Source organism: Saccharopolyspora shandongensis (genome assembly GCF_900106995.1).
Classification (GTDB): domain Bacteria; phylum Actinomycetota; class Actinomycetes; order Mycobacteriales; family Pseudonocardiaceae; genus Saccharopolyspora; species Saccharopolyspora shandongensis.
The window spans coordinates 101615-126489 of the sequence record NZ_FNOK01000011.1 but is presented as its reverse complement, the minus strand read 5'-3'; the positions used below and the strand labels follow the sequence as shown (position 1 = coordinate 126489).

The 24875-nt window shown below is 67.6% G+C and carries 37 protein-coding genes; 33 read left to right on the top strand and 4 right to left on the bottom strand.

The features are described 5' to 3' along the window. Positions 1-23 precede the first annotated feature (23 nt). The 23 genes from rplC (at position 24) to map (ending at position 12802) form a co-directional block, all read left to right on the top strand. Entirely contained in the window at positions 24-674 is a 651-nt protein-coding gene (rplC, locus tag BLW84_RS14365; RefSeq protein WP_093265649.1) for a 50S ribosomal protein L3, read from the top strand. After that, complete coding sequence (rplD, locus tag BLW84_RS14360) at positions 674-1357, top strand: 50S ribosomal protein L4 (RefSeq protein WP_093265647.1); 684 nt, start codon at positions 674-676, stop codon at positions 1355-1357. Before rplC ends, rplD begins: the two co-directional genes overlap by 1 nt. Continuing rightward, complete coding sequence (gene rplW / locus BLW84_RS14355; protein ID WP_093265646.1) at positions 1354-1653, top strand: 50S ribosomal protein L23; 300 nt, start codon at positions 1354-1356, stop codon at positions 1651-1653. Before rplD ends, rplW begins: the two co-directional genes overlap by 4 nt. Before the next feature lie 32 nt (positions 1654-1685). Then, positions 1686-2519: a 50S ribosomal protein L2 gene (gene rplB / locus BLW84_RS14350; RefSeq protein ID WP_093265644.1), complete on the top strand. Its 834-nt coding sequence runs from the start codon at positions 1686-1688 to the stop codon at positions 2517-2519. An 18-nt stretch (positions 2520-2537) separates the two neighbouring features. Further along, positions 2538-2819 carry a 30S ribosomal protein S19 gene (gene rpsS, locus BLW84_RS14345; protein ID WP_093265642.1) on the top strand — a complete coding sequence of 94 codons (282 nt, stop codon included), beginning with the start codon at positions 2538-2540 and terminating at the stop codon, positions 2817-2819. 43 nt (positions 2820-2862) lie between these two features. After that, positions 2863-3279 (top strand): 50S ribosomal protein L22, encoded by a 417-nt coding sequence (rplV, locus tag BLW84_RS14340; RefSeq protein ID WP_093265641.1) that lies wholly within the window; start codon positions 2863-2865, stop codon positions 3277-3279. Beyond that, positions 3279-4127, top strand: coding sequence for a 30S ribosomal protein S3 (gene rpsC, locus BLW84_RS14335; RefSeq protein WP_093265639.1), 849 nt, complete (start codon positions 3279-3281; stop codon positions 4125-4127). The genes rplV and rpsC overlap by 1 nt, the downstream gene beginning before the upstream one ends. A 3-nt stretch (positions 4128-4130) precedes the next feature. After that, entirely contained in the window at positions 4131-4550 is a 420-nt protein-coding gene (gene rplP, locus BLW84_RS14330; protein WP_093265638.1) for a 50S ribosomal protein L16, read from the top strand. Beyond that, the gene (gene rpmC, locus BLW84_RS14325) at positions 4550-4792 is read left to right on the top strand and encodes a 50S ribosomal protein L29 (protein WP_093265636.1); all 243 of its coding nucleotides are present in this window, start codon (positions 4550-4552) and stop codon (positions 4790-4792) included. The genes rplP and rpmC overlap by 1 nt, the downstream gene beginning before the upstream one ends. Beyond that, a complete protein-coding gene (rpsQ, locus tag BLW84_RS14320; protein ID WP_093265635.1) occupies positions 4789-5064 on the top strand; it encodes a 30S ribosomal protein S17 in 276 nt (91 codons plus the stop codon). Before rpmC ends, rpsQ begins: the two co-directional genes overlap by 4 nt. A gap of 149 nt (positions 5065-5213) precedes the next feature. Further along, positions 5214-5582, top strand: a complete 369-nt coding sequence (gene rplN / locus BLW84_RS14315) for a 50S ribosomal protein L14 (protein ID WP_010315405.1) — start codon at positions 5214-5216, stop codon at positions 5580-5582. After that, positions 5582-5896, top strand: a complete 315-nt coding sequence (rplX, locus tag BLW84_RS14310; RefSeq protein WP_093265633.1) for a 50S ribosomal protein L24 — start codon at positions 5582-5584, stop codon at positions 5894-5896. The genes rplN and rplX overlap by 1 nt, the downstream gene beginning before the upstream one ends. Positions 5897-5898: 2 nt before the next feature. Continuing rightward, entirely contained in the window at positions 5899-6462 is a 564-nt protein-coding gene (gene rplE, locus BLW84_RS14305) for a 50S ribosomal protein L5 (protein ID WP_010315400.1), read from the top strand. Positions 6463-6465: 3 nt separating this feature from the next. Then, positions 6466-6651, top strand: coding sequence for a type Z 30S ribosomal protein S14 (locus tag BLW84_RS14300; protein WP_010315398.1), 186 nt, complete (start codon positions 6466-6468; stop codon positions 6649-6651). A 227-nt stretch (positions 6652-6878) separates the two neighbouring features. Beyond that, a complete protein-coding gene (gene rpsH / locus BLW84_RS14295) occupies positions 6879-7277 on the top strand; it encodes a 30S ribosomal protein S8 (RefSeq protein ID WP_010315396.1) in 399 nt (132 codons plus the stop codon). Positions 7278-7293: 16 nt separating this feature from the next. Further along, entirely contained in the window at positions 7294-7833 is a 540-nt protein-coding gene (gene rplF / locus BLW84_RS14290) for a 50S ribosomal protein L6 (RefSeq protein ID WP_093265631.1), read from the top strand. A 2-nt stretch (positions 7834-7835) separates the two neighbouring features. After that, positions 7836-8237 (top strand): 50S ribosomal protein L18, encoded by a 402-nt coding sequence (gene rplR, locus BLW84_RS14285; protein WP_245761139.1) that lies wholly within the window; start codon positions 7836-7838, stop codon positions 8235-8237. A 35-nt stretch (positions 8238-8272) separates the two neighbouring features. Next, on the top strand, positions 8273-8884 hold the full coding sequence (gene rpsE / locus BLW84_RS14280) for a 30S ribosomal protein S5 (RefSeq protein WP_093265628.1): 612 nt from the start codon (positions 8273-8275) through the stop codon (positions 8882-8884). A gap of 5 nt (positions 8885-8889) precedes the next feature. After that, positions 8890-9072: a 50S ribosomal protein L30 gene (rpmD, locus tag BLW84_RS14275; protein WP_093265627.1), complete on the top strand. Its 183-nt coding sequence runs from the start codon at positions 8890-8892 to the stop codon at positions 9070-9072. A 1-nt stretch (position 9073) separates the two neighbouring features. Further along, positions 9074-9523 (top strand): 50S ribosomal protein L15, encoded by a 450-nt coding sequence (rplO, locus tag BLW84_RS14270; RefSeq protein WP_093265625.1) that lies wholly within the window; start codon positions 9074-9076, stop codon positions 9521-9523. Positions 9524-9897: 374 nt separating this feature from the next. Further along, positions 9898-11211 (top strand): preprotein translocase subunit SecY, encoded by a 1314-nt coding sequence (secY, locus tag BLW84_RS14265; protein WP_093265624.1) that lies wholly within the window; start codon positions 9898-9900, stop codon positions 11209-11211. Positions 11212-11386: 175 nt separating this feature from the next. Next, entirely contained in the window at positions 11387-11941 is a 555-nt protein-coding gene (locus BLW84_RS14260) for an adenylate kinase (protein ID WP_177226468.1), read from the top strand. 69 nt (positions 11942-12010) lie between these two features. Continuing rightward, positions 12011-12802: a type I methionyl aminopeptidase gene (map, locus tag BLW84_RS14255; RefSeq protein WP_093265622.1), complete on the top strand. Its 792-nt coding sequence runs from the start codon at positions 12011-12013 to the stop codon at positions 12800-12802. A 154-nt stretch (positions 12803-12956) separates the two neighbouring features. Here the strand turns inward: map and BLW84_RS14250 are convergent, their stop codons facing one another. Together BLW84_RS14250 and BLW84_RS14245 are read right to left on the bottom strand one after the other, a co-directional pair. Next, positions 12957-13559 (bottom strand): class I SAM-dependent methyltransferase, encoded by a 603-nt coding sequence (locus BLW84_RS14250; RefSeq protein WP_093265620.1) that lies wholly within the window; start codon positions 13557-13559, stop codon positions 12957-12959. Positions 13560-13775: 216 nt separating this feature from the next. Then, complete coding sequence (locus BLW84_RS14245; RefSeq protein WP_245761138.1) at positions 13776-14417, bottom strand: class I SAM-dependent methyltransferase; 642 nt, start codon at positions 14415-14417, stop codon at positions 13776-13778. Between the two features lie 378 nt (positions 14418-14795). On the opposite strand from BLW84_RS14245, the gene infA reads away from it, so the two are divergent. From infA to BLW84_RS14200, 9 genes are all read left to right on the top strand, one after another. Further along, positions 14796-15017 (top strand): translation initiation factor IF-1, encoded by a 222-nt coding sequence (infA, locus tag BLW84_RS14240; protein WP_009948665.1) that lies wholly within the window; start codon positions 14796-14798, stop codon positions 15015-15017. A 52-nt stretch (positions 15018-15069) separates the two neighbouring features. Beyond that, on the top strand, positions 15070-15183 hold the full coding sequence (rpmJ, locus tag BLW84_RS14235; protein ID WP_010315372.1) for a 50S ribosomal protein L36: 114 nt from the start codon (positions 15070-15072) through the stop codon (positions 15181-15183). 154 nt (positions 15184-15337) lie between these two features. Then, positions 15338-15718: a 30S ribosomal protein S13 gene (gene rpsM / locus BLW84_RS14230; protein WP_010315370.1), complete on the top strand. Its 381-nt coding sequence runs from the start codon at positions 15338-15340 to the stop codon at positions 15716-15718. A 24-nt stretch (positions 15719-15742) separates the two neighbouring features. Beyond that, a complete protein-coding gene (rpsK, locus tag BLW84_RS14225; RefSeq protein WP_093265619.1) occupies positions 15743-16147 on the top strand; it encodes a 30S ribosomal protein S11 in 405 nt (134 codons plus the stop codon). Between the two features lie 23 nt (positions 16148-16170). Beyond that, positions 16171-16776 carry a 30S ribosomal protein S4 gene (rpsD, locus tag BLW84_RS14220; RefSeq protein WP_093265617.1) on the top strand — a complete coding sequence of 202 codons (606 nt, stop codon included), beginning with the start codon at positions 16171-16173 and terminating at the stop codon, positions 16774-16776. A 151-nt stretch (positions 16777-16927) separates the two neighbouring features. Next, positions 16928-18007: a DNA-directed RNA polymerase subunit alpha gene (locus tag BLW84_RS14215; RefSeq protein ID WP_093265616.1), complete on the top strand. Its 1080-nt coding sequence runs from the start codon at positions 16928-16930 to the stop codon at positions 18005-18007. A 49-nt stretch (positions 18008-18056) separates the two neighbouring features. Then, positions 18057-18587, top strand: coding sequence for a 50S ribosomal protein L17 (gene rplQ / locus BLW84_RS14210; protein ID WP_093265614.1), 531 nt, complete (start codon positions 18057-18059; stop codon positions 18585-18587). A gap of 65 nt (positions 18588-18652) precedes the next feature. Beyond that, a complete protein-coding gene (gene truA, locus BLW84_RS14205) occupies positions 18653-19489 on the top strand; it encodes a tRNA pseudouridine(38-40) synthase TruA (protein WP_245761137.1) in 837 nt (278 codons plus the stop codon). Positions 19490-19703: 214 nt separating this feature from the next. Continuing rightward, the gene (locus tag BLW84_RS14200) at positions 19704-20579 is read left to right on the top strand and encodes a DUF559 domain-containing protein (protein WP_093265611.1); all 876 of its coding nucleotides are present in this window, start codon (positions 19704-19706) and stop codon (positions 20577-20579) included. A 227-nt stretch (positions 20580-20806) separates the two neighbouring features. On the opposite strand, the gene BLW84_RS14195 is transcribed toward BLW84_RS14200, so the two are convergent. Together BLW84_RS14195 and eccE are read right to left on the bottom strand one after the other, a co-directional pair. After that, positions 20807-21538, bottom strand: coding sequence for a hypothetical protein (locus BLW84_RS14195; RefSeq protein WP_093265610.1), 732 nt, complete (start codon positions 21536-21538; stop codon positions 20807-20809). Then, positions 21535-22857 carry a type VII secretion protein EccE gene (gene eccE, locus BLW84_RS14190; protein ID WP_245761136.1) on the bottom strand — a complete coding sequence of 441 codons (1323 nt, stop codon included), beginning with the start codon at positions 22855-22857 and terminating at the stop codon, positions 21535-21537. The genes BLW84_RS14195 and eccE overlap by 4 nt, the downstream gene beginning before the upstream one ends. A gap of 174 nt (positions 22858-23031) precedes the next feature. On the opposite strand from eccE, the gene eccB reads away from it, so the two are divergent. After that, positions 23032-24621, top strand: coding sequence for a type VII secretion protein EccB (eccB, locus tag BLW84_RS14185; RefSeq protein WP_093265607.1), 1590 nt, complete (start codon positions 23032-23034; stop codon positions 24619-24621). The last annotated feature ends 254 nt before the right edge of the window (positions 24622-24875 follow it).

Genomic DNA, 24875 nt, shown 5'->3' with positions numbered 1-24875 from the left:
GGTAGCTGGAGAGAACGAGACCTATGTCTGACAGGCAGATCAAGGGGATTCTGGGCACCAAGCTCGGCATGACCCAGGTCTTCGACGACCAGAACCGGATTGTCCCGGTGACCGTCGTCCAGGCCGGGCCGAACGTGGTGACCCAGATTCGGACCCCTGAAAAAGACGGCTACGCGGCCGTGCAGCTGGCGTTCGGCGCCATCGACCCGCGCAAGGTGAACAAGCCGCGGAGCGGCCACTTCGCCAAGGCCGGCGTCACCCCGCGCCGCCACGTCGTGGAGCTGCGCACCGCCGACGCCGGTGAGTACGAGCTGGGCCAGGAGCTCGGCGCGGACGTCTTCGAGGCGGGCGCGGTTGTCGACGTCGTCGGCACCAGCAAGGGCAAGGGCTTCGCGGGCACCATCAAGCGGCACGGTTTCCGCAGCCAGGGCGCCAGCCACGGTACCCAGGCCGTGCACCGCAAGCCGGGTTCCATCGGTGGCTGCGCCACCCCCGGTCGCGTGTTCAAGGGCATGCGGATGGCCGGGCGGATGGGTTCCGACCGCGTCACCACGCAGAACCTGAAGGTTCACAAGGTGGAGTCCGAGACCGGCCTGCTGCTGATCAAGGGTGCCGTCCCCGGCCCCAAGGGCGGCCTGGTCCTGGTTAAGAGTCCCGCGAAGGGTGGTGCGTGATGAGCCTGACGCTCGATGTCCGTACCCCGGACGGTAAGACCGACAGCACCGTCGAACTGCCCGCCGAGATCTTCGACGTGCAGGCCAACGTGGCGCTGATGCACCAGGTCGTGGTGGCCCAGCTGGCCGCCGCGCGCCAGGGCACGCACTCCACGAAGACGCGCGGCATGGTGTCCGGCGGCGGCAAGAAGCCGTACCGCCAGAAGGGCACCGGCAACGCCCGGCAGGGCTCCATCCGGGCCCCGCAGTTCACCGGTGGTGGCATTGTCCACGGCCCGCAGCCGCGGGACTACTCGCAGCGGACCCCGAAGAAGATGAAGGTCGCCGCCCTGCGCGGTGCCCTCTCCGACCGGGTTCGCGCCGGCCAGCTGCACGTGGTCACCGGCGTGGTCGGCGGCGAGACGCCGTCCACCAAGTCCGCCAAGACCGCGCTGCGGAACTGGACCGAGGCCAAGAAGGTTCTGATTGTGCTCAACCGCCACGAGGAGGAGAACTCCTGGCTGAGCCTGCGGAACCTGCAGAATGTGCACCTGATCGACCCGGGTCAGCTGAACACCTACGACGTGCTCAACAGCGACGACGTGGTGTTCACCAAGGCCGCGTACGAGCGCTTCGTCGCGGGCCCGGTCAAGGGCCGGTCGGTCAAGGCCACCGCGTCTTCCGCAGAGGAGGCAGAGCAGTGAGCGCCGACCCGCGAGACATCATCCTTGCGCCGGTGATCTCCGAGAAGAGCTACGGGTTGCTCGAGCAGAGCCAGTACACCTTCCTGGTGGACCCGCGCTCGAACAAGACCGAGATCAAGATCGCGATCGAGAAGATCTTCGACGTCAAGGTCACCAGCGTCAACACGATCAACCGCAACGGCAAGCGCAAGCGTTCCCGCTCCGGGTTCGGCAAGCGCAAGGACACCAAGCGGGCGATCGTCACCCTGTCGCCGGAGAGCAAGCCGATCGAGATCTTCGGCGGACCGGCCGCCTGACCGGTGCTGATTAGGACGAGGTTGCGTTAACAATGGGCATTCGCAAATACAAGCCGACGACGCCGGGCCGTCGTGGCGCGAGCGTGTCCGACTTCGCCGAGATCACCCGGTCGGAGCCGGAGAAGTCGTTGGTCCGTCCGCTGAACAAGAAGGCGGGCCGCAACGCTCAGGGCAAGATCACCACGCGGCACAAGGGTGGCGGTCACAAGCGGGCTTACCGCGTGATCGACTTCCGCCGCAACGACAAGGACGGTGTGCCGGCCAAGGTCGCGCACATCGAGTACGACCCGAACCGCAGTGCTCGGATCGCGCTCCTGCACTACGCCGATGGCGAGAAGCGCTACATCATCGCGCCGAACAACATCAAGCAGGGCGACGCGATCGAGAGCGGTGCGCGTGCGGACATCAAGCCGGGTAACAACCTGCCGCTGCGCAACATCCCGACCGGCACCGTGATCCACGCGATCGAGCTCCGCCCCGGACAGGGTGCGAAGATCGCTCGCTCGGCCGGTGCCCGGGTGCAGCTGGTGGCCAAGGACGGCCCGTACGCCCAGCTGCGGATGCCCTCGGGCGAAATCCGCAACGTGGACGCGCGGTGCCGGGCCACCGTCGGCGAGGTCGGCAACTCCGAGCACGCCAACATCAACTGGGGCAAGGCCGGCCGCATGCGGTGGAAGGGCAAGCGCCCGACCGTCCGTGGTGTCGTCATGAACCCGGTGGACCACCCGCACGGTGGTGGTGAGGGCAAGACCTCCGGTGGTCGTCACCCGGTCAACCCGAAGGGCAAGCCGGAGGGTCGCACCCGCCGCCGCAAGCCCAGTGACAAGCTCATCGTCCGCCGTCGCCGTACCGGCAAGAAGCGCTGAGCAGGGAGGTAAGCAAACATGCCACGCAGCCTGAAGAAGGGCCCGTTCGTGGACGACCACCTGCTCAAGAAGGTGGACGTGCTTAACGAGTCGGGCAAGAAGACCGTGATCAAGACTTGGTCCCGCCGGTCGACGATCATCCCGGACATGCTGGGCCACACCTTCGCGGTGCACGACGGCCGCAAGCACATCCCGGTGTTCGTCACCGAGTCGATGGTCGGGCACAAGCTGGGCGAGTTCGCCCCGACCCGGACTTTCAAGGGCCACGTCAAGGACGACCGGAAGTCGCGCCGCCGCTGAGCCGGGGCTGTGACACGAACGAGTAAGAGCAAGGGGTAGCAGGATGACAGCCCGATCCGACGACACTGCTGCGGAGTTCCCGCACGCAGTGGCGCGGGCCCGGTTCGTCCGCGTGTCGCCGATGAAGGCGCGGCGCGTGGTCGAGCTCATCAAGGGCCGGAGTGCCGCCGATGCCCTGGCCGTGCTCCAGTTCGCGCCGCAGACCGCCAGCGGTCCGGTGTCGAAGGTGCTCGCCAGTGCGATCGCCAACGCTGAGAACAACCTCTCCCTCGACCCCGAGACGCTGGTCGTGCGCCACGCGTACGTGGACGAGGGCCCGACGTTGAAGCGGTTCCGGCCGCGCGCGCAGGGCCGTGCGTACCGGATCCGCAAGCGGACCAGCCACATCACGGTCGAGGTCGAGTCTCGCCCGAAGGCGGCGACCAAGTCCCGAAAGAGCCAGAAGGGGAGTGCCCGGTAGTGGGTCAGAAGATCAACCCGCACGGCTTCCGACTCGGCATCACCACGGACTGGAAGTCTCGCTGGTACGCCGACAAGCAGTACTCGGAGTACGTCGCGGAGGACGTCAAGATCCGCCGGCAGCTGTCTCGCGGCATGGAGCGCGCTGGGATCTCGAAGGTTGAGATCGAGCGCACCCGCGAGCGGGTCCGCGTGGACATTCACACCGCCCGGCCGGGCATCGTCATCGGCCGCCGCGGTGCCGAGGCGGACCGCATCCGCGGTTCCCTGGAGAAGCTGACCGGCAAGCAGGTCCAGCTCAACATCCTCGAGGTCAAGAACCCCGAGGCGGACGCCCAGCTGGTCGCGCAGGGCGTGGCCGAGCAGCTGTCCAACCGCGTGTCCTTCCGGCGCGCGATGCGCAAGGCCATCCAGTCGGCCATGCGCTCGTCGCAGGTCAAGGGCATCCGGGTGCAGTGCTCGGGTCGCCTGGGCGGCGCGGAGATGTCCCGCTCGGAGTTCTACCGCGAGGGCCGGGTCCCGCTGCACACGCTGCGCGCGGACATCGACTACGGCTTCTTCGAGGCCCGCACCACCTTCGGGCGCATCGGCGTCAAGGTGTGGATCTACAAGGGCGAGCTGGTCGGTGGCCTGAAGCAGAAGCAGCAGGAGTCCGAGGTCCGTCCGCCGCGCGGCGGCGGCGACCGCGGTGACCGCGGTGACCGCGGTGGCCGTCCGGACCGCGGTGGCCGTCGCCGGGGTGCCGGTGGCGCGGACCGCGCTGCAGCTGACAAGTCCGCCAAGGCCGAGAAGGCCGCGGAGGGCGAGCAGCCGCAGGCTGCTGCGGCTGAAGAGAAGACGGAGGGCTGAGACGTGCTCGTCCCACGCAGGGTGAAGTGGCGCAAGAGCCACGCGCCGAAGCGCAAGGGCATGGCCAAGGGTGGTACCCGGATCAGCTTCGGTGAGTACGGCATTCAGGCGGTCGAGCACGGCTACGTGACCAACCGTCAGATCGAGTCGGCTCGTATCGCGATCACCCGGCACGTCAAGCGTGGCGGCAAGGTGTGGATCAACATCTTCCCGGACCGCCCGCTGACCAAGAAGCCCGCCGAAACCCGTCAGGGTTCCGGTAAGGGTTCGCCGGAGTCCTGGATCGCCAACGTCAAGCCCGGACGCATCATGTTCGAGCTGACCTTCCCGAACGAGAAGACGGCGATCGAGGCGCTGACCCGTGCGGCGCACAAGCTCCCGATGAAGTGCAAGATCGTGTCCCGCGAGGGTGGTGACTTCTGATGGCAGCGGGTGTCACCGCATCGGAGCTCCGCGAGCTCAACGCCGAGGAGCTCGTGCAGCGGCTGAAGGAAGCCAAGGAGGAGCTGTTCAACCTCCGCTTCCAGATGGCCACCGGTCAGCTGAGCAACAACCGGCGGCTGCGCACGGTCCGGCAGGACATCGCCCGGATCTACACGATCATGCGTGAACGCGAACTGGGCCTGACGGTTTCCCCCGAAGGCGCTGAGGAAGGCGCGGCATGAGCGAGAAAGGACAGGGCGTGGAGCGCAACCGTCGCAAGGTGCGCGAGGGCTACGTCGTCTCGGACAAGATGGACAAGACGATCGTGGTCTCCCTCGAAGACCGCAAGAAGCACGCGCTGTACGGCAAGGTCCTGCGGCAGACCAGCAAGGTCAAGGCGCACGACGAGGCCAACACGGCCGGTGTCGGCGACCGCGTGCTGCTGATGGAGACTCGTCCGCTGTCGGCCAGCAAGCGCTGGCGACTGGTCGAGATCCTCGAGAAGGCCAAGTAAACGAAGGTGTGCGGCCGGCCGGCCGCCGGGAACCCTCCCAGCGGCCGGCCGTTCTCGTGCCGGAAGTTGACCGCGCGCGTCAGGTCGGAAATTTGGCGCGCCAGAGTGTGCCCGGGCCAGATCCGGGTACTTAGGGTCAGGAGAAAGACGTGATCCAGCAGGAGTCGCGACTGCGTGTCGCCGACAACACCGGGGCCAAGGAGATCCTCACGATCCGTGTCCTCGGTGGGTCGGGTCGGCGGTACGCGGGCCTCGGGGACATCATCGTGGCGACCGTCAAGGAAGCCATCCCCGGCGCCGGAGTCAAGAAGGGCGATGTGGTCAAGGCCGTCATCGTCCGGCAGAAGAAGGAAAAGCGTCGCGCGGATGGTTCCTACATCCGTTTCGACGAGAACGCCGCGGTGCTGGTCAAGCCCGGCGGTGAGCCGCGGGGCACCCGTATCTTCGGACCGGTCGCCCGCGAGCTGCGCGACAAGAAGTTCATGAAGATCATCTCGCTCGCGCCGGAGGTTTTGTGATGAAGATCAAGAAGGGCGACACGGTCGTCGTCATCTCCGGCAAGGACAAGGGCGCCAAGGGCAAGGTCATCAAGGCCATCCCGCAGGAGCAGCGCATCCTGGTCGAGGGTGTCAACCGGATCAAGAAGCACACCAAGGTCTCGCGGACCGAGCGTGGCGCGCAGTCCGGCGGCATCGTCACCCAGGAAGCACCGATCCACGTGAGCAACGTGATGGTCGTGGACTCCGACGGCAAGCCCACCCGGGTCGGCTACCGCATCGGTGAGGACGGCAAGAAGGTTCGCATCTCTCGTCGTAACGGTAAGGACATCTGATCATGACTACCGCTGAGAAGATCGTCCCGCGGCTGAAGACCCGTTACCGCGAGGAGATCCGCCAGGCGCTGAACGAGGAGTTCAACTACTCCAACGTGATGCAGACGCCGGGCGTGGTCAAGGTCGTGGTCAACATGGGTGTTGGCGACGCCGCTCGGGACAGCAAGCTGATCGAGGGCGCGGTCCGCGACCTGTCGATCATCACCGGTCAGAAGCCGGAGATCCGCAAGGCTCGCAAGTCCATCGCGCAGTTCAAGCTCCGCGAGGGCATGCCGATCGGTGCGCGGGTCACCCTGCGCGGCGACCGGATGTGGGAGTTCCTGGACCGCCTGGTCACCATCGCGCTGCCGCGTATCCGCGACTTCCGCGGGTTGTCGCCGAAGCAGTTCGACGGCAAGGGCAACTACACGTTCGGCCTCAACGAGCAGTCGATGTTCCACGAGATCAACCCGGACAACATCGACCGCCCGCGTGGCATGGACATCACTGTCGTTACCACGGCCACCAACAATGAGGAGGGCCGGGCGCTGCTGAAGCACCTGGGCTTCCCGTTCAAGGAGAACTGAGCGATGGCCAAGAAGGCGCTGGTTATCAAGGCGGCGCGCAAGCCGAAGTTCAACGTCCGCGGCTACACCCGCTGCCAGCGCTGCGGTCGGCCGCGTGCGGTGTTCCGCAAGTTCGGCCTGTGCCGCGTGTGCTTCCGCGAGATGGCGCACGCCGGCGAGCTGCCCGGTGTGAGCAAGTCCTCCTGGTGACTGCCCGCCTGCTGGGGTGATACCGATTGCCGGTACCCTCAGCAGGCGCTACCAGGGCTGATGCCCACGCTCCGCGGCGAACGCCGTGCTTGCACGCGAATTGACAAGGGAACCGGCTGCTCGGCCGGCAAACCCCGAACTTCGTCCAGGCCAGGGCCCAGACGGCCACCTCAGGGTGGTGCGCGATCGGGGCCCATCGGAACCAGACGAGAAAGGTTGAGCAGGTCATGACGATGACCGATCCGATCGCAGACATGCTGACGCGTCTGCGCAACGGAAACTCGGCATACCACGACGAGGTCGTGATGCCGCACTCCAAGCTGAAGGCGAACATCGCCGAGATCCTCAAGCGCGAGGGCTACGTGTCCGGCTCGCGCGTCGAAGAGGGCGAAAACTGCAAGCAGCTCGTCGTCGAGCTCAAGTACGGCCCGAACCGCGAGCGGAGCATCGCGGGCCTGCGCCGGGTCTCGAAGCCCGGCCTGCGGGTCTACGCCAAGTCCACCAACCTGCCGAAGGTGCTGGGTGGCCTGGGCGTCGCGATCATCTCGACCTCCGGCGGTCTGCTGACCGACCGGCAGGCCATGAAGAAGGGCGTGGGCGGGGAAGTCCTCGCCTACGTCTGGTAAGGGAGGAGGAGCGGCAATGTCGCGCATCGGAAAGCTGCCGATCACCGTCCCCTCTGGCGTCGAGGTGACCATCGACGGCCCGGCGGTGACCGTGAAGGGCCCCAAGGGCAGCCTGCACCACCAGGTTGCCGAGCCGATCATCGTCGAGAAGGACGAGGACGGCGCGGTGCTGGTGAAGCGCCCCAACGACGAGCGGGAAAGCCGTTCGCTGCACGGGCTCACCCGCACGCTGGTGAACAACATGGTGATCGGCGTCAGCCAGGGATACCAGAAGAACCTGGAGATCCACGGCGTCGGTTACCGCGTGATGCAGAAGGGGTCGAACCTCGAGTTCGCCCTCGGCTACAGCCACCCCATCGTGATCGAACCGCCGGAAGGCATCCAGTTCGCGGTCGACGGCCCGACCAAGCTCTCGGTCAAGGGCATCGACAAGCAGCTGGTCGGCGAGATCGCGGCCAGGATCCGCAAGCTGCGCAAGCCCGACCCGTACAAGGGCAAGGGTGTCCGCTACGCAGGGGAGATCATCCGCCGCAAGGTCGGGAAGACGGGTAAGTGACCATGAGCGAGACGACAGCTACCAAGCGCAAGCCGGTGGGCAAGGACCTCTCGACCAAGCGTCGGCTTGCCCGCGCCAAGCGGCACACGCGCATCCGCAAGAAGATCGTCGGCACCGCCGAGCGCCCGCGCCTCGTCGTGACCCGTTCGCTGCGCAACATCGTCGCGCAGGTCATCGACGACACCAAGGGCCACACCCTGGTTTCGGCTACCAGCCTGGAAGCCGATGTCCAGGCCTTCGAGGGCGACAAGAAGGCCAAGGCCACCAAGGTCGGCGAGCTCGTCGCGGCCCGTGCCAAGGACGCCGGCATCGACAAGGTCGTGTTCGACCGCGGCGGTAACGCCTACCACGGTCGCGTGGCCGCGCTGGCCGACGCCGCCCGTGACGGCGGACTGGAGTTCTGACAAGTGGCTAAGAACGAGAACGGAAGGGACGCCTGATGCCTGGACGCACTCGGCGTGAAGGCGGGGAGTCCGGCGGCAAGGACCGCCGGGACCGCCGCGACGGCGGCCGTGGCGGGGCGGCCCAAGAGAAGACCCCGCAGTTCGAACGCGTCGTGACCATCAACCGCGTCGCGAAGGTCGTCAAGGGTGGCCGGCGGTTCAGCTTCACCGCGCTGGTCGTCGTCGGCGACGGCGACGGCATGGTCGGTGTCGGTTACGGCAAGGCCAAGGAAGTTCCGGCGGCCATCGCCAAGGGCGTCGAGGAGGCGAAGAAGAACTTCTTCCGCGTCCCGCGTCTGGGCGGCACCATCACCCACCCGGTGCAGGGCGAGGACGCCGCGGGCGTCGTGCTGCTGCGTCCGGCCAGCGCCGGTACCGGTGTTATCGCCGGTGGCCCGGTGCGTGCGGTGCTGGAGTGCGCCGGTGTCCACGACGTGCTGAGCAAGTCGCTGGGCAGCGACAACCCGATCAACATCGTGCACGCCACGGTCGCCGCGCTGAAGATGCTGCAGCGGCCGGAGGAGGTCGCGGCTCGTCGCGGCCTGCCGCTGGAGGATGTCGCCCCGGCGTTCATCCTGCGTGCCCGTGCGGCGCAGCAGGGGGCTTGATCGACATGGCACAGCTGAAGATCACCCAGGTGCGTGGTCTGGTCGGCTCCAAGCAGAACCAGCGCGACACCATGCGCACCCTCGGGCTGCGCAAGATCCGTCAGTCCGTGGTGCGTCCGGATGACTCCAACGTGCGCGGCATGATCAACGCCGTCCGTCACCTGGTGACGGTCGAGGAGGTCGACTGACATGGTCATCAAACTGCACGACCTGCGTCCGGCCCCCGGCGCCAAGCGCGACAAGGTCCGCGTCGGTCGCGGTGAGGGCTCCAAGGGCAAGACCGCGGGCCGCGGTACCAAGGGCACCAAGGCTCGCAAGAACGTCTCCCCTCGCTTCGAGGGCGGGCAGATGCCGATCCACATGCGGCTCCCGAAGCTGAAGGGCTTCAAGAACCGCTTCCGCACCGAGTACCAGGGTGTGAACATCGGTCGGCTGGCCCAGGCGTTCCCGGAGGGCGGCACCGTCGGCATCGACGAGCTGATCGCCAAGGGTCTCGTCAAGAAGAACGAGCTCGTGAAGATTCTCGGCGACGGGGATCTGGAGGGCATCAAGCTGGAGGTGACCGCGCACGCGTTCACCGGCAGCGCCCAGGAGAAGATCACCGCTGCGGGTGGTTCGGTCACCAAGCTGGACCGCTGACAACGGTTTTCCCACCGAGGGCCGGGCGACGACAAGTCGCCCGGCCCTCGGCCTTTTTCCCGATCAGGTGAAGTGCGCGGGGAGATTCCGGCCGGCCGACTTGACCTCGCGGGTGCTCGAATCGCGCTGCGACGGCGTCTATTTCGCGTATTTCGAGAACGTCGCCCAGTGGTTTTCCCGGTTTTCGGGGGAATTGTGAATGTCTTTGTTCGCCGATGGCTGACGCCGTGATCAGCAGTGAGGCTTCGGTCGCCGTCCGTGGCTGCGTTCGGGCCTGCTAGAGTCGCCCCGGCAGTGCCGTAAACATCGGGTGCTGCGGAAATTGCCGCATCTTTCCCGGCCGGTTCCGACCGGCTCGCGTACAGGAGGTTCGCGTGCTCGGCGCCTTCCGCTCGGCTCTGGCGACGCCGGACCTGCGCCGCAAGATCCTGTTCACCCTGGGCATGGTCGTGCTCTACCGGCTCGGTGCCACGATCCCCGCCCCCGGGGTGTCGTACCCGAACATCCAGCAGTGCATCGAGGAGATCCAGGGCAGCGGTTCGCAGAGCGTCTATTCGCTGCTCAACCTGTTCAGCGGCGGTGCACTGCTGCAGCTGTCGGTGTTGTCGCTGGGCATCATGCCCTACATCACCGCGAGCATCATCATCCAGCTGCTGCAGGTGGTCATCCCGCGCTTCGAGCAGCTGAAGAAGGAAGGCCAGTCCGGCCAGTCGAAGCTGACCCAGTACACCCGGTACCTGACGATCGCGCTGGCGATCCTGCAGGGCACCGGCATCGTGGCGCTCGCGGTCCGCGGCCAGCTGTTCCAGGGCTGCTCGACGTCGGTCATCCCGGACGACTCGGTGCTCAACCTGATCACCATCGTGGTCGTGATGACCGCCGGCGCCGCGGTGCTGATGTGGATGGGCGAGCTGATCACCGAGCGCGGCATCGGCAACGGCATGTCGCTGCTGATCTTCGTCTCGATCGCCTCGCGGATCCCGGCCGAGGGCGGCGCGATCCTGCAGTCGCACGGCGGCCTGGTGTTCGCCGTGGTCTGCGCCTTCGCTATCGTGATCATCGCGACCGTGGTCTTCATCGAGCAGGCCCAGCGCCGGATCCCGGTGCAGTACGCCAAGCGCATGATCGGGCGCCGGATGTACGGCGGGACCTCCACGTACCTGCCGTTGAAGGTGAACCAGGCGGGTGTCATCCCGGTCATCTTCGGTTCCTCGCTGCTGTACCTGCCGCAGCTGCTCGGTCAGCTCGCCGGCAACCAGGACACCTGGTGGGCGCGGTTCATCCAGACCTACATCGTGTCGCCGTCCAGCTGGGTGCACATCCTGCTGTACATGTCGCTGATCATCTTCTTCGCGTACTTCTACGTGTCGATCACGTTCAACCCGGAAGAGCGCGCCGACGACATGAAGAAGTTCGGCGGCTTCATCCCGGGCATCCGGCCCGGTCGGCCGACCGCCGAATACCTGAGCTTCGTGCTGTCCCGGATCACGCTGCCCGGCTCGCTGTACCTGGGCGTCATCGCGATCCTGCCGAACTTCTTCCTCGGCATCACCGGCGGTCAGGGCGGGAACCAGAACTTCCCGTTCGGCGGCACCGCGGTGCTGATCATGGTCAACGTCGGTCTGGACACCGTGAAGCAAATCGAGAGCCAGCTCACGCAGCGCAAGTACGAGGGTTTCCTCCGGTAGGCTGGACGGTCCGGGCGCGCGTCGACGCACGCCCGGATACCCCCGTTGCGGGTGGGGCGACCTGGTGTGTCGACCCCCATGCGTAGGGTGTGAACGCGGCTGCCCGGATGCAGGTGGGCGTTCGCGGAGCTCGTCAGCAGTTGGCGCGCGATCGGATTGATTCGGAGGCAGACCCTTGGTGCGATTGGTTCTCGTCGGCCCGCCTGGTGCGGGCAAGGGCACCCAGGCAGCCGTGCTCAGCGAACAGCTGGACGTCCCGCACATCTCCACCGGAGACCTGTTCCGCGCGAACATCGGCAACGCCACGCCGCTTGGCCAGAAGGCCAAGAGCTACCTGGACACCGGCGACCTGGTCCCGGACGAGGTCACCAACGAGATGGTGCGCGACCGCCTTTCCGACGAGGACGCGGCCAAGGGCTTCCTGCTCGACGGCTACCCGCGCACCACCACGCAGGCCGAGGTGCTGGCCGAGATGCTGCGCGAGCGCGGCACGGAGCTGACCGCGGTGCTGCAGTTCGACGTGCCGGAGGAAGAGCTCGTCACGCGGATGCTCGCTCGCGGGCGCGCGGATGACACCGAGGACATCATCCGTCGCCGGCTCGCGGTGTACCGCTCGGAGACCGAGCCGCTGCTGGAGTACTACCAGGACCGGATCGTGAAGATCGACGCCGTCGGCTCGATCGAGGAGATCACGGCCCGCGCGCTGGAAGCGCTGCGCAACCGCGCTTGAGCCGGTAGGCCGGCCGCGTGCGGCGGCCGGCCGGAACCGCAATCGAGAAAGAACCTGAAGGTGAGTGCCTTGTTGCGTCGGGGTAAGGGCATCGAGCTCAAGTCGCGGGGCGAGATCGAGGCGATGCGCGCCGCCGGCCTGATCGTCGCCCGTACGTTGGCCGCGGTGACCGAGAACGCGAAGCCCGGTGCGACCACCGGTGAGCTGGACGCGATCGCGGAGCAGGTGATCCGGGACGCTGGCGCGGTGCCGTCGTTCAAGGGCTACCACGGGTTCCCGGCGTCGATCTGCGCCTCGCTGAACGAGAAGGTGGTGCACGGCATCCCGTCCAGCAGCGAGGTCCTCGCCGAGGGCGACCTGCTGTCGGTGGACTGCGGCGCGATCCTGGACGGCTGGCACGGCGACTCCGCGGTGACGCTGGCGATCGGTGAGGTCAGCGCGCAGGACCGGGCTCTGTCGGCGGCCACCGAGACCAGCATGTGGGCCGGCATCGAGCAGGTCCGGGCCGGGAACCGGCTCACCGACATCTCCCACGCGGTCGAGACCGCGGCCCGCGCGGCCGCGAAGGCCGACGGCCTGGAGTATGGGATCATCGCCGAGTACGGCGGCCACGGCATCGGCACCCAGATGCACATGGAGCCGTTCCTGCCGAACCTCGGCAAGCCCGGGCGCGGCCCGAAGCTGCGGGTCGGCATGGCGATCGCGGTGGAGCCGATGCTCACGCTGGGTTCGGCGGACACCGAGGAGCTCGACGACGCCTGGACGGTCGTGACCGACGACGGTTCGCGCGCGGCGCACTGGGAGCACACGGTGGCGATCACCGAAGACGGCCCCTGGGTCCTCACCGCCGCCGAGGACTGATCGGGCCCCGCCGCAGTTTCAACGGGAATCGAAGGTTCGATTTCAAGGGAACCTGCGGACCTGCGGCGTGTCGCGGCACGACACGCCGCAGGGTGTGGACAATCCGTTCGATTTCGATGGAAATCGACCCTCTGATCTCAATGGGAACCGCGGGTCACCGCGGCCGGCGGCAGGCGTAGATGCGGGCCGGGGGCACGTTCCGCCAGATCGCCGTGCGGGGCAGCACCTCGTCGAAGGTGTCCTCCAACGCCGATACGAACTCGCGGGTGGACGGCCGCCACAGCGTCGTCAGGTAGGTGACCGTCGTGAACACCCCGCCCGGCGCCAGCACCGAGACCGCCTGCTCCAGCAGGTCGCGCTGCTTGTCCGGCGGCAGCAGGGTCCACGGGATGCTGCTGATGACCGCGTCGACCCGGTCGACCCCGGCGGCGTCCAGCAGTTCGCGCAGGTGCGTCACGTCGCCCGCGATGACTTCCAGCCAGGGCTTGGTGCGGTGCAGGTAGCGGACCATCTCCTGGTCGATCTCGACCGCGAGGTGCCGCGCGCCGTCGGACAGCCGGTGCTGGATGGGGCCGCTGAGCGCGCCGGTGCCCGGACCGAGCTCCAGCACCGTGGGCGTGCCGAAGCTGGGCACCACGGTGGCCACCGCAGTCGCGACGTGCCGGGAGGTCGGCAGCACGGCGCCGAACGTCGACGGCTGGCGGGCCGCTCGGTTCAGGAACGTCCAGTACTCGCGCAGCTTCTTTCGCTTGCTCACGGCTGCTCCTGCCAGTTCGCCGAACGCGGCGGCGGTAGCTGGTGCTTCCATCGCAGCGTCCCGCTGCCGTCCGCGCGTCGCAGCGCGTGGCAGGGCGTTTTCACGAAGTCGCGTTGCGGGGGTGCTCTCGCTCATGTGCAAAGCCTGCGCCCCTGCCCTACCCGACGGCCTCCCGGGTTCGCCCTGACGAGACCCGAGCCACGCCCGGTCAGGGTCTCAGCGCAGGGGCCGGCGGCAGATGTAGTGCAGGATCGGCGGGATGTTCCGCCAGGTGGTGTGGGTGATGATCTCGTCGAACGTGTGCCCCAGGCGGGCGCGGAAGCGGCGGCCGCCCGGCGTCTGGTCGGCGGGCAGGTAGGTCAGCGCCGTGAACGCGCCCTGCGGGGCGAGCGCCTCGGCGGCCTGGCGCAGGATGTGGTTCTGCGCGTCGCTCGGCAGCAGCGACCACGGGATGCTGCTGATGACGGCGTCGACGCGGTCGATGTTGTGCTTGTCCAGCAGCGCCAGCAGGTCGCCCGCGTCGCCGTGCACGATCTCCATCCACGGCTTGTGGGCCCGCAGGTGCTCGACCATGCCTTCGCCGAGTTCGATGCCGACGTGCCGGGCGCCTTCAGGCAGCCGGCGGTGGATGCCGTCGCTCAACGAGCCGGTGCCGGGACCGAGCTCGACCACGACCGGGGTGCCGGTGGTCGGCACCACCTGGGCCACCGTGGCAGCCACGGCGGCCGACGTCGGGGTCGCCGCGCCTACCATCCTGGGGTTGCGCACCGCGGTCTGGAAGAAGGTCCGGTACTCGTCCAGCTTGCTGGCCGCGTTCTGCCCGACCTTGCCGATCTGCTGGTCCTGCTGTGGTGTCACGCTTCTCCTCGGTTGTCCCACGGCGTCGGCCTCGATCCCGGCGTCGAGCGTGATCGAACGTAGTGAGGCGCGGAGCGCCCACGCAACCCGCCGCAGCGGTGCAGTCGTGCAGCGTGACATCAATGTTGCGTGGAGTGACCGGGACGGCGTTGAGCTGCCCCGATGTGGAGTGCCCCATCGGCGGCGCGTACAGTGGAACATCGGCGCACTCGTAGCGCCGGTTCGTTGTGCCTGGGTATCCGCTTCCGAACATCCGGATCGGATCGTCATCGGTGTTTCGGGCCGGGCTGCGGTGTGCCCGTCGCGGGTGCCGGGGCCTCCGGTGCACGCGGCGGGACTTAGGTCCGCAAACCGTCACCGTCACGAAACGCGGAGGACATGGGCAAGAAAGACGGGGCCATTGAGGTCGAGGGTCGGGTGATCGAACCGCTTCCCAACGCGATGTTCCGTGTCGAGTTGGAGAACGGCCACAAGGTCCTCGCACACATCAGTGGCAAGATGCGTCAGCACTACATCCGCATCCTGCCCGAGGACCGGGTCGTGGTGGAGCTCTCGCCGTACGACCTTTCCCGTGGGCGCATCGTCTACCGCTACAAGTGACCTCCACGGTGTCCGGGTGACCGGACACGCGTCCGAGCAGGAGAGCACGACCGTGAAGGTCCAGCCGAGTGTGAAGCGAATCTGCGACAAGTGCCAGGTCATCCGCCGTCATGGGCGGGTGCTGGTGATCTGCGACAACGCCCGTCACAAGCAGCGTCAGGGCTGAGCGCAGCAGAGCGTCGCAAGCATCTAGAAGGAACTCCCTCGACCTGTCGGCCCAAACGCGGGCCGACTGACCCCCGGACCAGGCCGGGGCTCCGCACCAGTTGCGGGGGCGGCGGGGGAGCAGACCTGGACAAGAACGAAGGAGAACCGGCCAGATGGCACGGGTCGTCGGCGTTGATCTGCCGCGCGAAAAGCGCATGGAGATCGCGCTCACCTACATCTACGGGATCGGCAAGACCCGGTCGAAGGAGATCCTCTCCGCGACCGGAATCTCGCCCGACGCCCGGCCGCGCGACCTCGATGACGAGCAGCTGACCAAGCTGCGCGACTTCATCGAGAGCAGCTACCGGGTCGAGGGTGACCTCCGCCGCGAGGTCCAGGCCGACATCCGCCGGAAGATCGAGATCGGCTGCTACGCGGGGCTTCGGCACCGCCGGCACCTGCCGGTTCACGGGCAGCGGACGAAGACCAACGCCCGTACCCGCAAGGGGCCGAAGAAGACGGTCGCCGGCAAGAAGAAGGCCGGGAAGAAGTAAGCCTCGCTAGGAGTCAGGTAAGCCATGCCACCCAAGTCTCGCACTGGTGCCGTCAAGAAAGTGCGGCGCAAGGAAAAGAAGAACGTCGCTCACGGCCAGGCGCACATCAAGAGCACGTTCAACAACACCATCGTTTCGATCACCGACCCGACCGGTGCGGTGATCAGCTGGGCCTCGGCCGGCCACGTCGGGTTCAAGGGCTCCCGCAAGTCCACCCCGTTCGCCGCGCAGATGGCCGCCGAGAACGCGGCCCGCAAGGCCGCCGAGCACGGCATGAAGAAGGTCGACGTCTTCGTCAAGGGCCCGGGTTCGGGCCGCGAGACGGCGATCCGTTCGCTGCAGGCCGCCGGTCTCGAGGTCGGCACCATCCAGGACGTGACCCCGCAGCCGCACAACGGCTGCCGGCCGCCGAAGCGGCGTCGGGTCTGAGGCGCGGGAAGGAGTAGACAAAGATGGCACGTTATACCGGTCCCGCGACCCGCAAGTCCCGCCGTCTCAAGGTTGACCTCGTCGGTGGTGACCAGGCGTTCGAGCGCCGTCCGTACCCCCCGGGTCAGCACGGCCGCGCGCGCATCAAGGAAACCGAGTACCTGCTGCAGCTCCAGGAGAAGCAGAAGGCGAAGTTCACCTACGGTGTGCTGGAGCGCCAGTTCCGCTCGTACTACGAGAACGCCAACCGGCGCCCCGGCAAGACGGGTGACAACCTGCTGCAGCTGCTGGAGTCCCGGCTCGACAACGTCGTGTACCGGGCCGGTCTGGCCCGCACCCGCCGCATGGCGCGTCAGCTGGTCAGCCACGGCCACTTCACGGTCAACGGCAAGAAGGTGAACGTCCCCAGCTTCCAGGTTTCGAAGTGGGACATCGTCGACGTCAAGCCGAAGTCCCTGGGCACCACGCCGTTCATCATCGCCAAGGAAACCCAGGGCGAGCGTGTGGTTCCGGCCTGGCTGCAGGTCGTGCCCTCGAGCCTGCGGATCCTGGTGCACCAGCGCCCGGAGCGCGCGCAGATCGACACCCCGGTCACCGAGCAGCTCATCGTCGAGCTCTACTCGAAGTGACGCGTCCCGCCGGCGGCTCCCCTCGGGGTGCGGCCGCCGGCGGCTCGCAGCCAGCGGTGGCGGTGCAGGAATCCGCCACCGGCCCGCGCTTCGCGGGCAACGCCATTCCATCGGCGTCAAATAGCGGGCGTCGTGAGGAAAGGAAAACGAAGTGCTCATCTCCCAGCGACCCACACTGTCCGAAGAGGCGGTGTCGGAGACGCGCTCCCGGTTCGTCATCGAGCCGCTGGAGCCGGGCTTCGGCTACACCCTCGGCAACTCGCTGCGTCGTACCCTGCTCTCCTCGATCCCGGGGGCGGCGGTCACCAGCCTGCGCATCGACGGTGTGCTGCACGAGTTCACCACGATTCCGGGTGTGAAGGAAGACGTCACCGACGTCATCCTGAACATCAAGGAGCTGGTCGTCAGCTCCGAGGAAGACGAGCCGGTGACGATGTACCTGCGCAAGCAGGGTCCGGGTGAGGTCACCGCGGCCGACATCGTGCCGCCGGCGGGCGTCACGGTGCACAACCCGGATCTGCACATCGCCACCCTCAACGCGAAGGGCAAGCTGGAGATCGAGCTCGTCGTCGAGCGTGGTCGTGGCTATGTCCCCGCGATGCAGAACAAGCAGACCGGTGCCGAGATCGGCCGCATCCCGGTGGACTCGATCTACTCGCCGGTGCTGAAGGTGACCTACAAGGTCGAGGCGACCCGTGTCGAGCAGCGCACGGACTTCGACAAGCTGATCCTCGACGTGGAGAGCAAGCCGTCGATCACCCCGCGCGACGCGGTGGCTTCGGCGGGACGCACCCTCGTCGAGCTGTTCGGGCTCGCCCGCGAGCTCAACATCGACGCCGAAGGCATCGAGATCGGCCCGTCGCCGGCGGAAGCCGACACCATCGCGGCCTACGCGATGCCGATCGAGGACCTCGACCTGACGGTGCGCTCCTACAACTGCCTCAAGCGGGAGGGCATCCACACCGTCGGCGAGCTGGTCTCGCGCAGCGAGGCCGACCTGCTGGACATCCGCAACTTCGGTGCGAAGTCCATCGACGAGGTCAAGATGAAGCTGGTCGGCCTTGGGCTCGCGCTCAAGGACAGCCCGCCCGGATTCGACCCGTCGGCCGCGGCGGCCGAGTACCCGTCCGAAGGCTGGTCCTCCGAGGAGACCACCGTCGGCGCGGTCGGGCCCGTCGAGGACAACGGCTACGACGACGGTCAGGACTACGCGGAGACAGAGCAGCTGTAGCTGTTTTGCGCGTCCGGGGTACACCGGCGCGCCTTGAGAGGAGCAACCGATGCCCACCCCGACCAAGGGTCCGCGTCTCGGCGGGTCGCCGGCGCACGAGCGGCTCATCATGGCCAACCTGGCCACCTCGCTGTTCGAGCACGGCCGGATCACCACCACCGAGGCCAAGGCGAAGCGGCTGCGGCCGATCGCCGAGCGGCTGATCACCAAAGCCAAGAAGGGCGACCTGCACAACCGTCGCGAGGTCATGAAGACCATCCGCGACAAGGACGTCGTGCACAAGCTCTTCGCGGAGATCGGCCCGCACTTCGCGGAACGTCCTGGCGGTTACACCCGCATCATCAAGACGATGCCGCGCAAGGGTGACAACGCGAAGATGGCCGTCATCGCGCTGGTGACCGAGCAGCTCGTCACCACCGAGGCGGAAGCCGCTCGCGGTACGAAGTTCGCCAAGGACGAGGAGGCCCCGAAGGCCGAGGCGACCGAGGCTCAGGCGGAGACCACCGAGGCCGCTGAGGCCCCGGAGGCGACCGAGGCCAAGGCCGAGGACACCGCTGCCGAGAAGAAGGACGAGTCCTGATTCAGGCACGTAGTACTGCTGTGGACGAGCCCGTCGCTCCCGCTGGGGAGGGCGGGCTCGTTCGCGTGCGCCTCGATTTGTCCTACGACGGAACGGATTTCTGCGGCTGGGCGACGCAGCCGGGCCAGCGCACCGTGCAGGGCCTGGTGGAGGACGCGCTGGCGAAGCAGCCGCCGGGGCGGTCGGTGCCGCGGCACGTGGTGGTCGCGGGGCGGACGGACTCCGGGGTGCACGCTTCGGGTCAGGTCCTGCACTTCGACGTCGTGCCCCACGACCCGGCCGGTGGCGGGCGGATTTCCGTTGACGAGCAAGGGATCCCGGACCTGGGGCGGATGGTCCACCGGTGGAACCGGATCCTGCCGCCGGACGTGCGGGTGCTGGGGGCGCGAGTGGTGCCGACGGCGTTCGACGCGCGGTTCTCGGCGCTGCGGCGGCACTACCGGTACCAGGTGTCGGATGCGCCGTGGGGCGTGGACCCGCTGCGGCGCCGGGACACGCTCGCCTGGAACCGGCCGCTGGACGTGGCGACGCTCAACGCCGCGGCGCAGGAGTTGTTGGGGCTCAACGACTTCGCGGCGTACTGCAAGCCGCGGGACGGCGCGACGACGGTGCGCGAGCTCCAGCGCTTCGAGTGGGAGCGGGTGGCGGATCACCTGATCGTCGCGCACGTGAGCGCGGACGCGTTCTGCCATTCGATGGTCCGGAGCCTGGTGGGCACGCTGCTGATGGTCGGCGACGGCCGCAAGGCCGAGCCGTGGCCTGCGCGGCTCCTGGAGTCCACGACCCGGACGACGGCGGTGGCCCCGGCCCACGGCCTGACGCTGACGGCGATCGACTACCCGTCGGACGAAGACCTCGAAGCCCGAGCAACCCAGACCAGGGCGATGCGTACCCTCCCCTGACTGCAGCGGGTGGGTCCCCAATTTTGCCTAAAATTGGAGATCCGCACCCGGGCCTTGAGGTCACGTCACCAGGGCTGGTGGAAGTCCAATTTTGCCTAAAACTGGTACGTCTTCGCCCATGCAGGGGGTGGGCAACCATGCACAGGGGATTCGGTAGTCCACAGATTCGCCCGGGGTCCTTGTGACGATGGTCATCGTTGATCAGCTTTGATCCATGGCTATCAACGTTCTCGCCGTCGGCCAATGCCCCGGCCTGTTCACCCGTGTCGAAGCTCTCCAGGCCGGCCTGACCGATCACGACCTGAGGAACCCGGAGTACTGCCGCGTGATCCACGGCGTCTACAGGACTTCGGAAACGATTCTCACGCACGAGCTCCGATGTCGTGCCGTGGCGATGAAGCTTCCGCCCGGAGCGGTCATAACCGGGAAGTCGGCAGCGACGCTGCACGGCGTTCCTCTGGCCCGGCCGCAGGATCCAGTCGAGGTGCTGGTCAAGGGGTGCAAGAGGCTGCACGGAATCCGATGCTGGGCCGTGCGGCACTACGAGTTCGAGAGCATCGAGTGGTCTGGGGTTCGCCTCGCGACGTTGGAGCGAGCGGCGCTCGACATCCTCATGCGGAACTCGCTGCCCCAAGCGGTGGGGCTTTGCGACATGTTGTTGCACGCTGGCGTGATCGACAAGGACACGATCGGAAGGTATCTGGAGGGGCGGCACGACTACGGAATCCGCCGGGCTCGGAGGGCCTTCGAGTTCCTCGACCACCGGGCGGAGTCACCACCCGAGTCGGTTCTCCGGGTCATGTTCGTGATGGCTGGGCTAAATCCGGTGCCGCAGTTGGAGATTCCTGGGGAGAACGGCTCGCTGCTGCGGGCCGACCTTGGCTTCGACGAGGCACGGGTGCTGGTCGAGTACGACGGCGCCTGGCATGCGGATCCCGAGCAGTTCCGGCGTGATCAGCAGCGGCTTCGGTGGTTGCGGGCCAACGGGTGGCACGTCATCGTCGTGACTGCCGAAGACCTGGCGAAAGCGCCGCAGCGGATCGTCGACGCGGTCCAGGCGGCGGTTCGGAGGAGGCCCGATTTTGCCTAAAATTGGAAACCCTCCAAGTCTCGGCGTGCTTTGGCTTTCGGCGACTGGTCGGTGACTTGTCGTCATCGACCGGATGCTCGGCGCGAGTTGTTCCGCATCTGCGTGGCTCGTATTCGTCTTGAGTTGACGTAGGGGCTATTACCACTCGTTGTGCGCAGTGCCGGAAACGGGGAAGCCCCGACCAGTTCACAGTTCGGTCGGGGCTTCTCCGCTGCTTGCCGGAGAGGTCAGTCGCCGCGGCGGATGGGGCCCAGGATTTCCTGTTCCATCGCCTTCGTCACGAGGCGGATCATCGTCCACGTCATGTTGCCGAGGGCGATCGCCTGGTCGTCCTTGAGCTGGGTGAGCTGCTGGACCTGGTGACCGTGCAGGCTCCAGATGCGCTGGGCGAGCTGCGCCTGGTTCAGCGGGAGGCGTTGCAGGAGCACCAGATCCGCCGTGTTCGCCGCCGTGCCGCTGCTGACCTGCGGGTGCAGGTAGGGCAGCACGTACATGGTCGTCTGCCACGGCGCGCGCGGCGGGAACAGCTCCTGCGGCACCGCGCCGCCGTCGTGGATCACCAGCAGCGGGGTGTCCTCGGAGGACCGGGGCAGGTCGAACGGCGCCAGCCGCCGGATCTGCACCAGCGGCACCGGTTTCCCGTCCGGGGTCTGGCCCGCCGCCCGCTCCAGCATCTTCCACGCTGCCGGCCGACCGGTGGCGACGATCACCCACGCGCCGGTGGCCATCGCGCGCAGCGCCAGCTGCCGGGCGAGGTACAGGCCGCCGACGGTGACCATGCGGGTCGGGTGCGGCCGCAGCATCGACGCGGCCTGCGCGTTGCCCTGCGGGTCCGAGCCGATGATCACGCCGCCGCGGTCGGCGGACGGGCTGATGGCGTCCAGGGTTTCCGGGGTGACCAGGAATTCCGGTGCCGCGCCGCGGCTGCCCGGCACGTCGATGGTTCTGCTTCGGCTCATGCCGCACCTCCGAGCGGCAGCGTCGCCGCGTAGCCGGCCAGTTGCGAGCCGCGCAGCGGGGTCAGGGTCAGGCCGATGCGGTTGCTGATCGCCTTCAGCCGCTCGTCGGCGGTGTCGAGTTCGGCGGGCGTGCGGGCGCTGACCCGGACCAGGCCGCGCAGCCCGACCTCGCCTTGCTCGCCGACCGGCGAGATGGACAGCGCGATGCTGCTGGACAGCGCACGAATCCCGGTGAGCACGTTGAGGCTGTCGTTCATCTGGTTCGGCCAGCTGGTGATGGCGTAGCTGGAGTGGCCGACGCCACCCGCGGTCACGCCGTCCCACCGCTCCTTGAGGCCCACGGGCCGCTGCGAACCGAGCACGTTGTGCAGCTCTGCCGAGGAAATCCCGGCCTGCAGCAGCTCGTCCGGGTCCAGCGGGCGGGTCGGCACGCCGCTGCGCTCCAGCGCGTTGCGCACTCGCGACAGCGCGCCGATGAGCGCCCGCTGCGCACCGAGGATGCCGCCTCCGCGCTCGCCGATCGCCTTGGCGCAGCGCTGCGGGTCCAGCCGCACCGCGATCCAGGTGGTGCGCCGCGCCGCCGCGGGCAGCCGGCCCTGGACCTCGAGATAGGAGTTCAGCGCCGGGGAATTCGACGGCAGCGCCGCGCTTCCCGGGTAGCAGTGCCAGATGACCTGGATCGCGTCGAGCACCACGCCGCGGTCCTCCAGGCACGGCGTCAGCACGCCCAGCGGCAGGTTCGGCGTGTCCTCGATGGGATTCAGCAACGACGGCGACGGCTCGGCCATCAGCACCGCGGTCCACTTGCCCTTGTGCCAGGACATTCCGACCGGGTTGCGGTCGTGGTCCTGGGCGCGGGCGATCACCAGGTCTTCGACGACCAGCCGCAGCAGCGCGACCCGGTGGTTCTCGTCCGGGCCGATGATGCCGTCGCCGTCCTTGTCCTCAGCAGGCTCCATCGCGTCGACGCTGGCCGGCTGGGAAACGCGGGTGTGGTTGCGACTGCGGTATTCGAGCACCAGCCCGAACCACTGCGTGAACCAACGGCCGCGCCGCCGCAGCAGCGCGATGATGATCGACAGCAGCGCGATCCCGGCACCGACCGGCAGCAGCACCTGCACCAGGTTCAGCTTCGCGCCGATGATCGCCAGAATGAGCCCGATGGCGAGGCCCACCTCGATGAGCACGATGTTGGCCGCCGGAATGCCGCCGAGCGTCACGCCGTTGATCCGCCGACGGCGCGCGCGAATTCGAGCGCGGGGCGGATTGGCGGGCCCGGGAGCAGTCGGCTGGGCCGGATGTTGTGTGGTCACGGACATCCGTTCGGTCTCTCCCCCTCGCAGGTTGGTGCGGCGCACGGCGCGCTGGGACGCGTTCTGGAGTCAGCCGCCTGACGAGAATACTGACGGACTCGGTCGAACCGCACCCATTCGGTATCTCTCTGCGACTATCCTGCAAAACCGTACCTCGGACGGGAGAGCTGTAGGCGAAGAATGGCATCAACACCCACAACGAAGTCACAGGTTCAGGCGTATCGGTTCGTGCTGCGCCGCATGGAGTCGGCGCTGGTGCGCAAAGACGCGGTGATGATCCACGATCCGATGGGCTCGCACAAGCGGGCCACGATCGCCGGCGCGGTGCTAGCCGCGGTCGGCATGATCGGTTTCCTGGTTTGGGGTCTTTTCGGCGGCAAGGGTTCGGTGCCGGAACCGGGGTCGATCATCATCGCGAAGGAAAGCGGCAGCGTTTTCGTCGTCACTTCCGACCAGCAGGCCCAGAAGCGGTTGATTCCGATGATGAACATGGCATCGGCGAAGCTGCTGGTCATGGCCCAGGGTGGCGGCCAGGGCGGCGGCCCGGTGCCGACCACGACGGTGAAGCAGGCCGCGCTGGCGGACTTCCCGCGCGGCGCGCTGACCGGCATGGTCAACGCCCCGACCTACCTGCCGGACGCGAAGAACGTCGCCGAGGCGTCCTGGGCGATCTGCGATGTCGGCCAGGTCCGCGACACCCTCAGCAGCGCCCGCGTCGAGGCGTCGGCGAAGGTGGAGACGACGGTCATCGGCGGTGACGGCAACCACGGGACGGAGATCGCGCCGAACCAGTCGCTGTACGTCAAGGACCAGACGTCCGGCCAGGAATACCTCGTCTACCGCGTGAAGGACCTGCCGGGTCGCGCGCACACCCACGCGGTCAAGTCGAAGATCGACGAGACGGAGACCACCGTCATGGACATCTTCCGGCTGCGGGGCGCCACCCCGCGGACGATCAGCACGAACATGCTGAACGCGATCCCGGAGGTGCCCGCGCTGCAGGTGCCCACCGTGCCCAGCGAGGGCACGCAGCTGACCTACATGGCCCGCTACCAGGCCGGTGACGTGGTCAAGCGCACCGTGCCCGGCCAGCCGGACCAGTTCTTCCTGCTGCTGCCGAGCGGGAAGCAGGAGATCAGCGAGGGCGCGGCGGCCGTGCTGCACGCGTCGAAGACCAACAGCCAGGACGTCCCGAACGCGACCGGTGCGGTCACCGACGCCCCGATGGCGGACACCTCCGAACAGCTCAACCTGTCGGGCTTCCCGACCGCGGTGCCGACCCCGGTCACCTTCCAGCAGTCCGACACCTCGTGCCTGAGCTGGAAGAACGTCAACGGTGACCAGAACATCACGGTGACCCTGCACAAGGGCTCGCCGACGGCGAAGGGCGTCAAGCTGGCCCAGTATGACGGCGCCGACCAGAACGTGGACTACTTCTACCTCCCGCCGGGCAAGGCGGCCGTGGTGCGTAGTGCCTCGAACGAGGCGGGCGCGGACAGCGGCCCGATCTTCCTGGTCTCCGACCAGGGCGTGCAGTTCGGCATCAAGGACGTCGCGACCGCGCAGGGACTCGGCGTGATCGGTGGCGCCGGGGACATCAAGGCTGGGCCGTCCTGGCTGATGCGGGTGCTGCCGAAGGGCGACTTCCTCGACCCGGCGAACGCGAGCCTGACCTACGACTCGGTCCCGGTGGGGCCGGGCGGGGTGAACCGTCCGCCGCAGAACCCGCAGCAACAGCAGCAAGCTGGAGGCGCCCAGCCAGGTGGCTGATGGTTCGCGGGTGGTCGTGCAGAACCACCCGCGAACCTGGAACCGAACTGGTCGGCTCGAACGTCCGAGGAACAAGCGATCCGCCCGCAGCCCACGGTGAGCTGCGGGCGGATCGTTTTAGCAGCGGTCTCCGAACTCGGTGCCGGTAGCGGAATCTCAGCCGCCTGGACTGCGGGACCAGGAGGCTGAGAACCAGCGGCGGCGCCGGTTGCGGAGGCTGCGCCGCTTGAAAGACGAACGCTCGAGAGCGACCA

Coding starts and splice junctions, on each gene's coding strand:
- BLW84_RS14195 (WP_093265610.1), bottom strand. CDS start 21,538: ATGAGCCGAAGCAGAACCATCGACGTGCCGGGCAGCCGCGGCGCGGCA.
- eccB (WP_093265607.1), top strand. CDS start 23,032: ATGGCATCAACACCCACAACGAAGTCACAGGTTCAGGCGTATCGGTTC.
- rplO (WP_093265625.1), top strand. CDS start 9,074: ATGGTCATCAAACTGCACGACCTGCGTCCGGCCCCCGGCGCCAAGCGC.
- infA (WP_009948665.1), top strand. CDS start 14,796: ATGGGCAAGAAAGACGGGGCCATTGAGGTCGAGGGTCGGGTGATCGAA.
- rplV (WP_093265641.1), top strand. CDS start 2,863: ATGACAGCCCGATCCGACGACACTGCTGCGGAGTTCCCGCACGCAGTG.
- BLW84_RS14200 (WP_093265611.1), top strand. CDS start 19,704: ATGGCTATCAACGTTCTCGCCGTCGGCCAATGCCCCGGCCTGTTCACC.
- rpmC (WP_093265636.1), top strand. CDS start 4,550: ATGGCAGCGGGTGTCACCGCATCGGAGCTCCGCGAGCTCAACGCCGAG.
- BLW84_RS14300 (WP_010315398.1), top strand. CDS start 6,466: ATGGCCAAGAAGGCGCTGGTTATCAAGGCGGCGCGCAAGCCGAAGTTC.
- rpsH (WP_010315396.1), top strand. CDS start 6,879: ATGACGATGACCGATCCGATCGCAGACATGCTGACGCGTCTGCGCAAC.
- rplQ (WP_093265614.1), top strand. CDS start 18,057: ATGCCCACCCCGACCAAGGGTCCGCGTCTCGGCGGGTCGCCGGCGCAC.
- rplR (WP_245761139.1), top strand. CDS start 7,836: ATGAGCGAGACGACAGCTACCAAGCGCAAGCCGGTGGGCAAGGACCTC.
- rpsM (WP_010315370.1), top strand. CDS start 15,338: ATGGCACGGGTCGTCGGCGTTGATCTGCCGCGCGAAAAGCGCATGGAG.
- rplD (WP_093265647.1), top strand. CDS start 674: ATGAGCCTGACGCTCGATGTCCGTACCCCGGACGGTAAGACCGACAGC.
- eccE (WP_245761136.1), bottom strand. CDS start 22,857: ATGTCCGTGACCACACAACATCCGGCCCAGCCGACTGCTCCCGGGCCC.
- rpsQ (WP_093265635.1), top strand. CDS start 4,789: ATGAGCGAGAAAGGACAGGGCGTGGAGCGCAACCGTCGCAAGGTGCGC.
- rpsS (WP_093265642.1), top strand. CDS start 2,538: ATGCCACGCAGCCTGAAGAAGGGCCCGTTCGTGGACGACCACCTGCTC.
- rplB (WP_093265644.1), top strand. CDS start 1,686: ATGGGCATTCGCAAATACAAGCCGACGACGCCGGGCCGTCGTGGCGCG.
- rplE (WP_010315400.1), top strand. CDS start 5,899: ATGACTACCGCTGAGAAGATCGTCCCGCGGCTGAAGACCCGTTACCGC.
- rpmD (WP_093265627.1), top strand. CDS start 8,890: ATGGCACAGCTGAAGATCACCCAGGTGCGTGGTCTGGTCGGCTCCAAG.
- rplF (WP_093265631.1), top strand. CDS start 7,294: ATGTCGCGCATCGGAAAGCTGCCGATCACCGTCCCCTCTGGCGTCGAG.
- rpsD (WP_093265617.1), top strand. CDS start 16,171: ATGGCACGTTATACCGGTCCCGCGACCCGCAAGTCCCGCCGTCTCAAG.
- rpsK (WP_093265619.1), top strand. CDS start 15,743: ATGCCACCCAAGTCTCGCACTGGTGCCGTCAAGAAAGTGCGGCGCAAG.
- rplX (WP_093265633.1), top strand. CDS start 5,582: ATGAAGATCAAGAAGGGCGACACGGTCGTCGTCATCTCCGGCAAGGAC.
- rpsE (WP_093265628.1), top strand. CDS start 8,273: ATGCCTGGACGCACTCGGCGTGAAGGCGGGGAGTCCGGCGGCAAGGAC.
- rplC (WP_093265649.1), top strand. CDS start 24: ATGTCTGACAGGCAGATCAAGGGGATTCTGGGCACCAAGCTCGGCATG.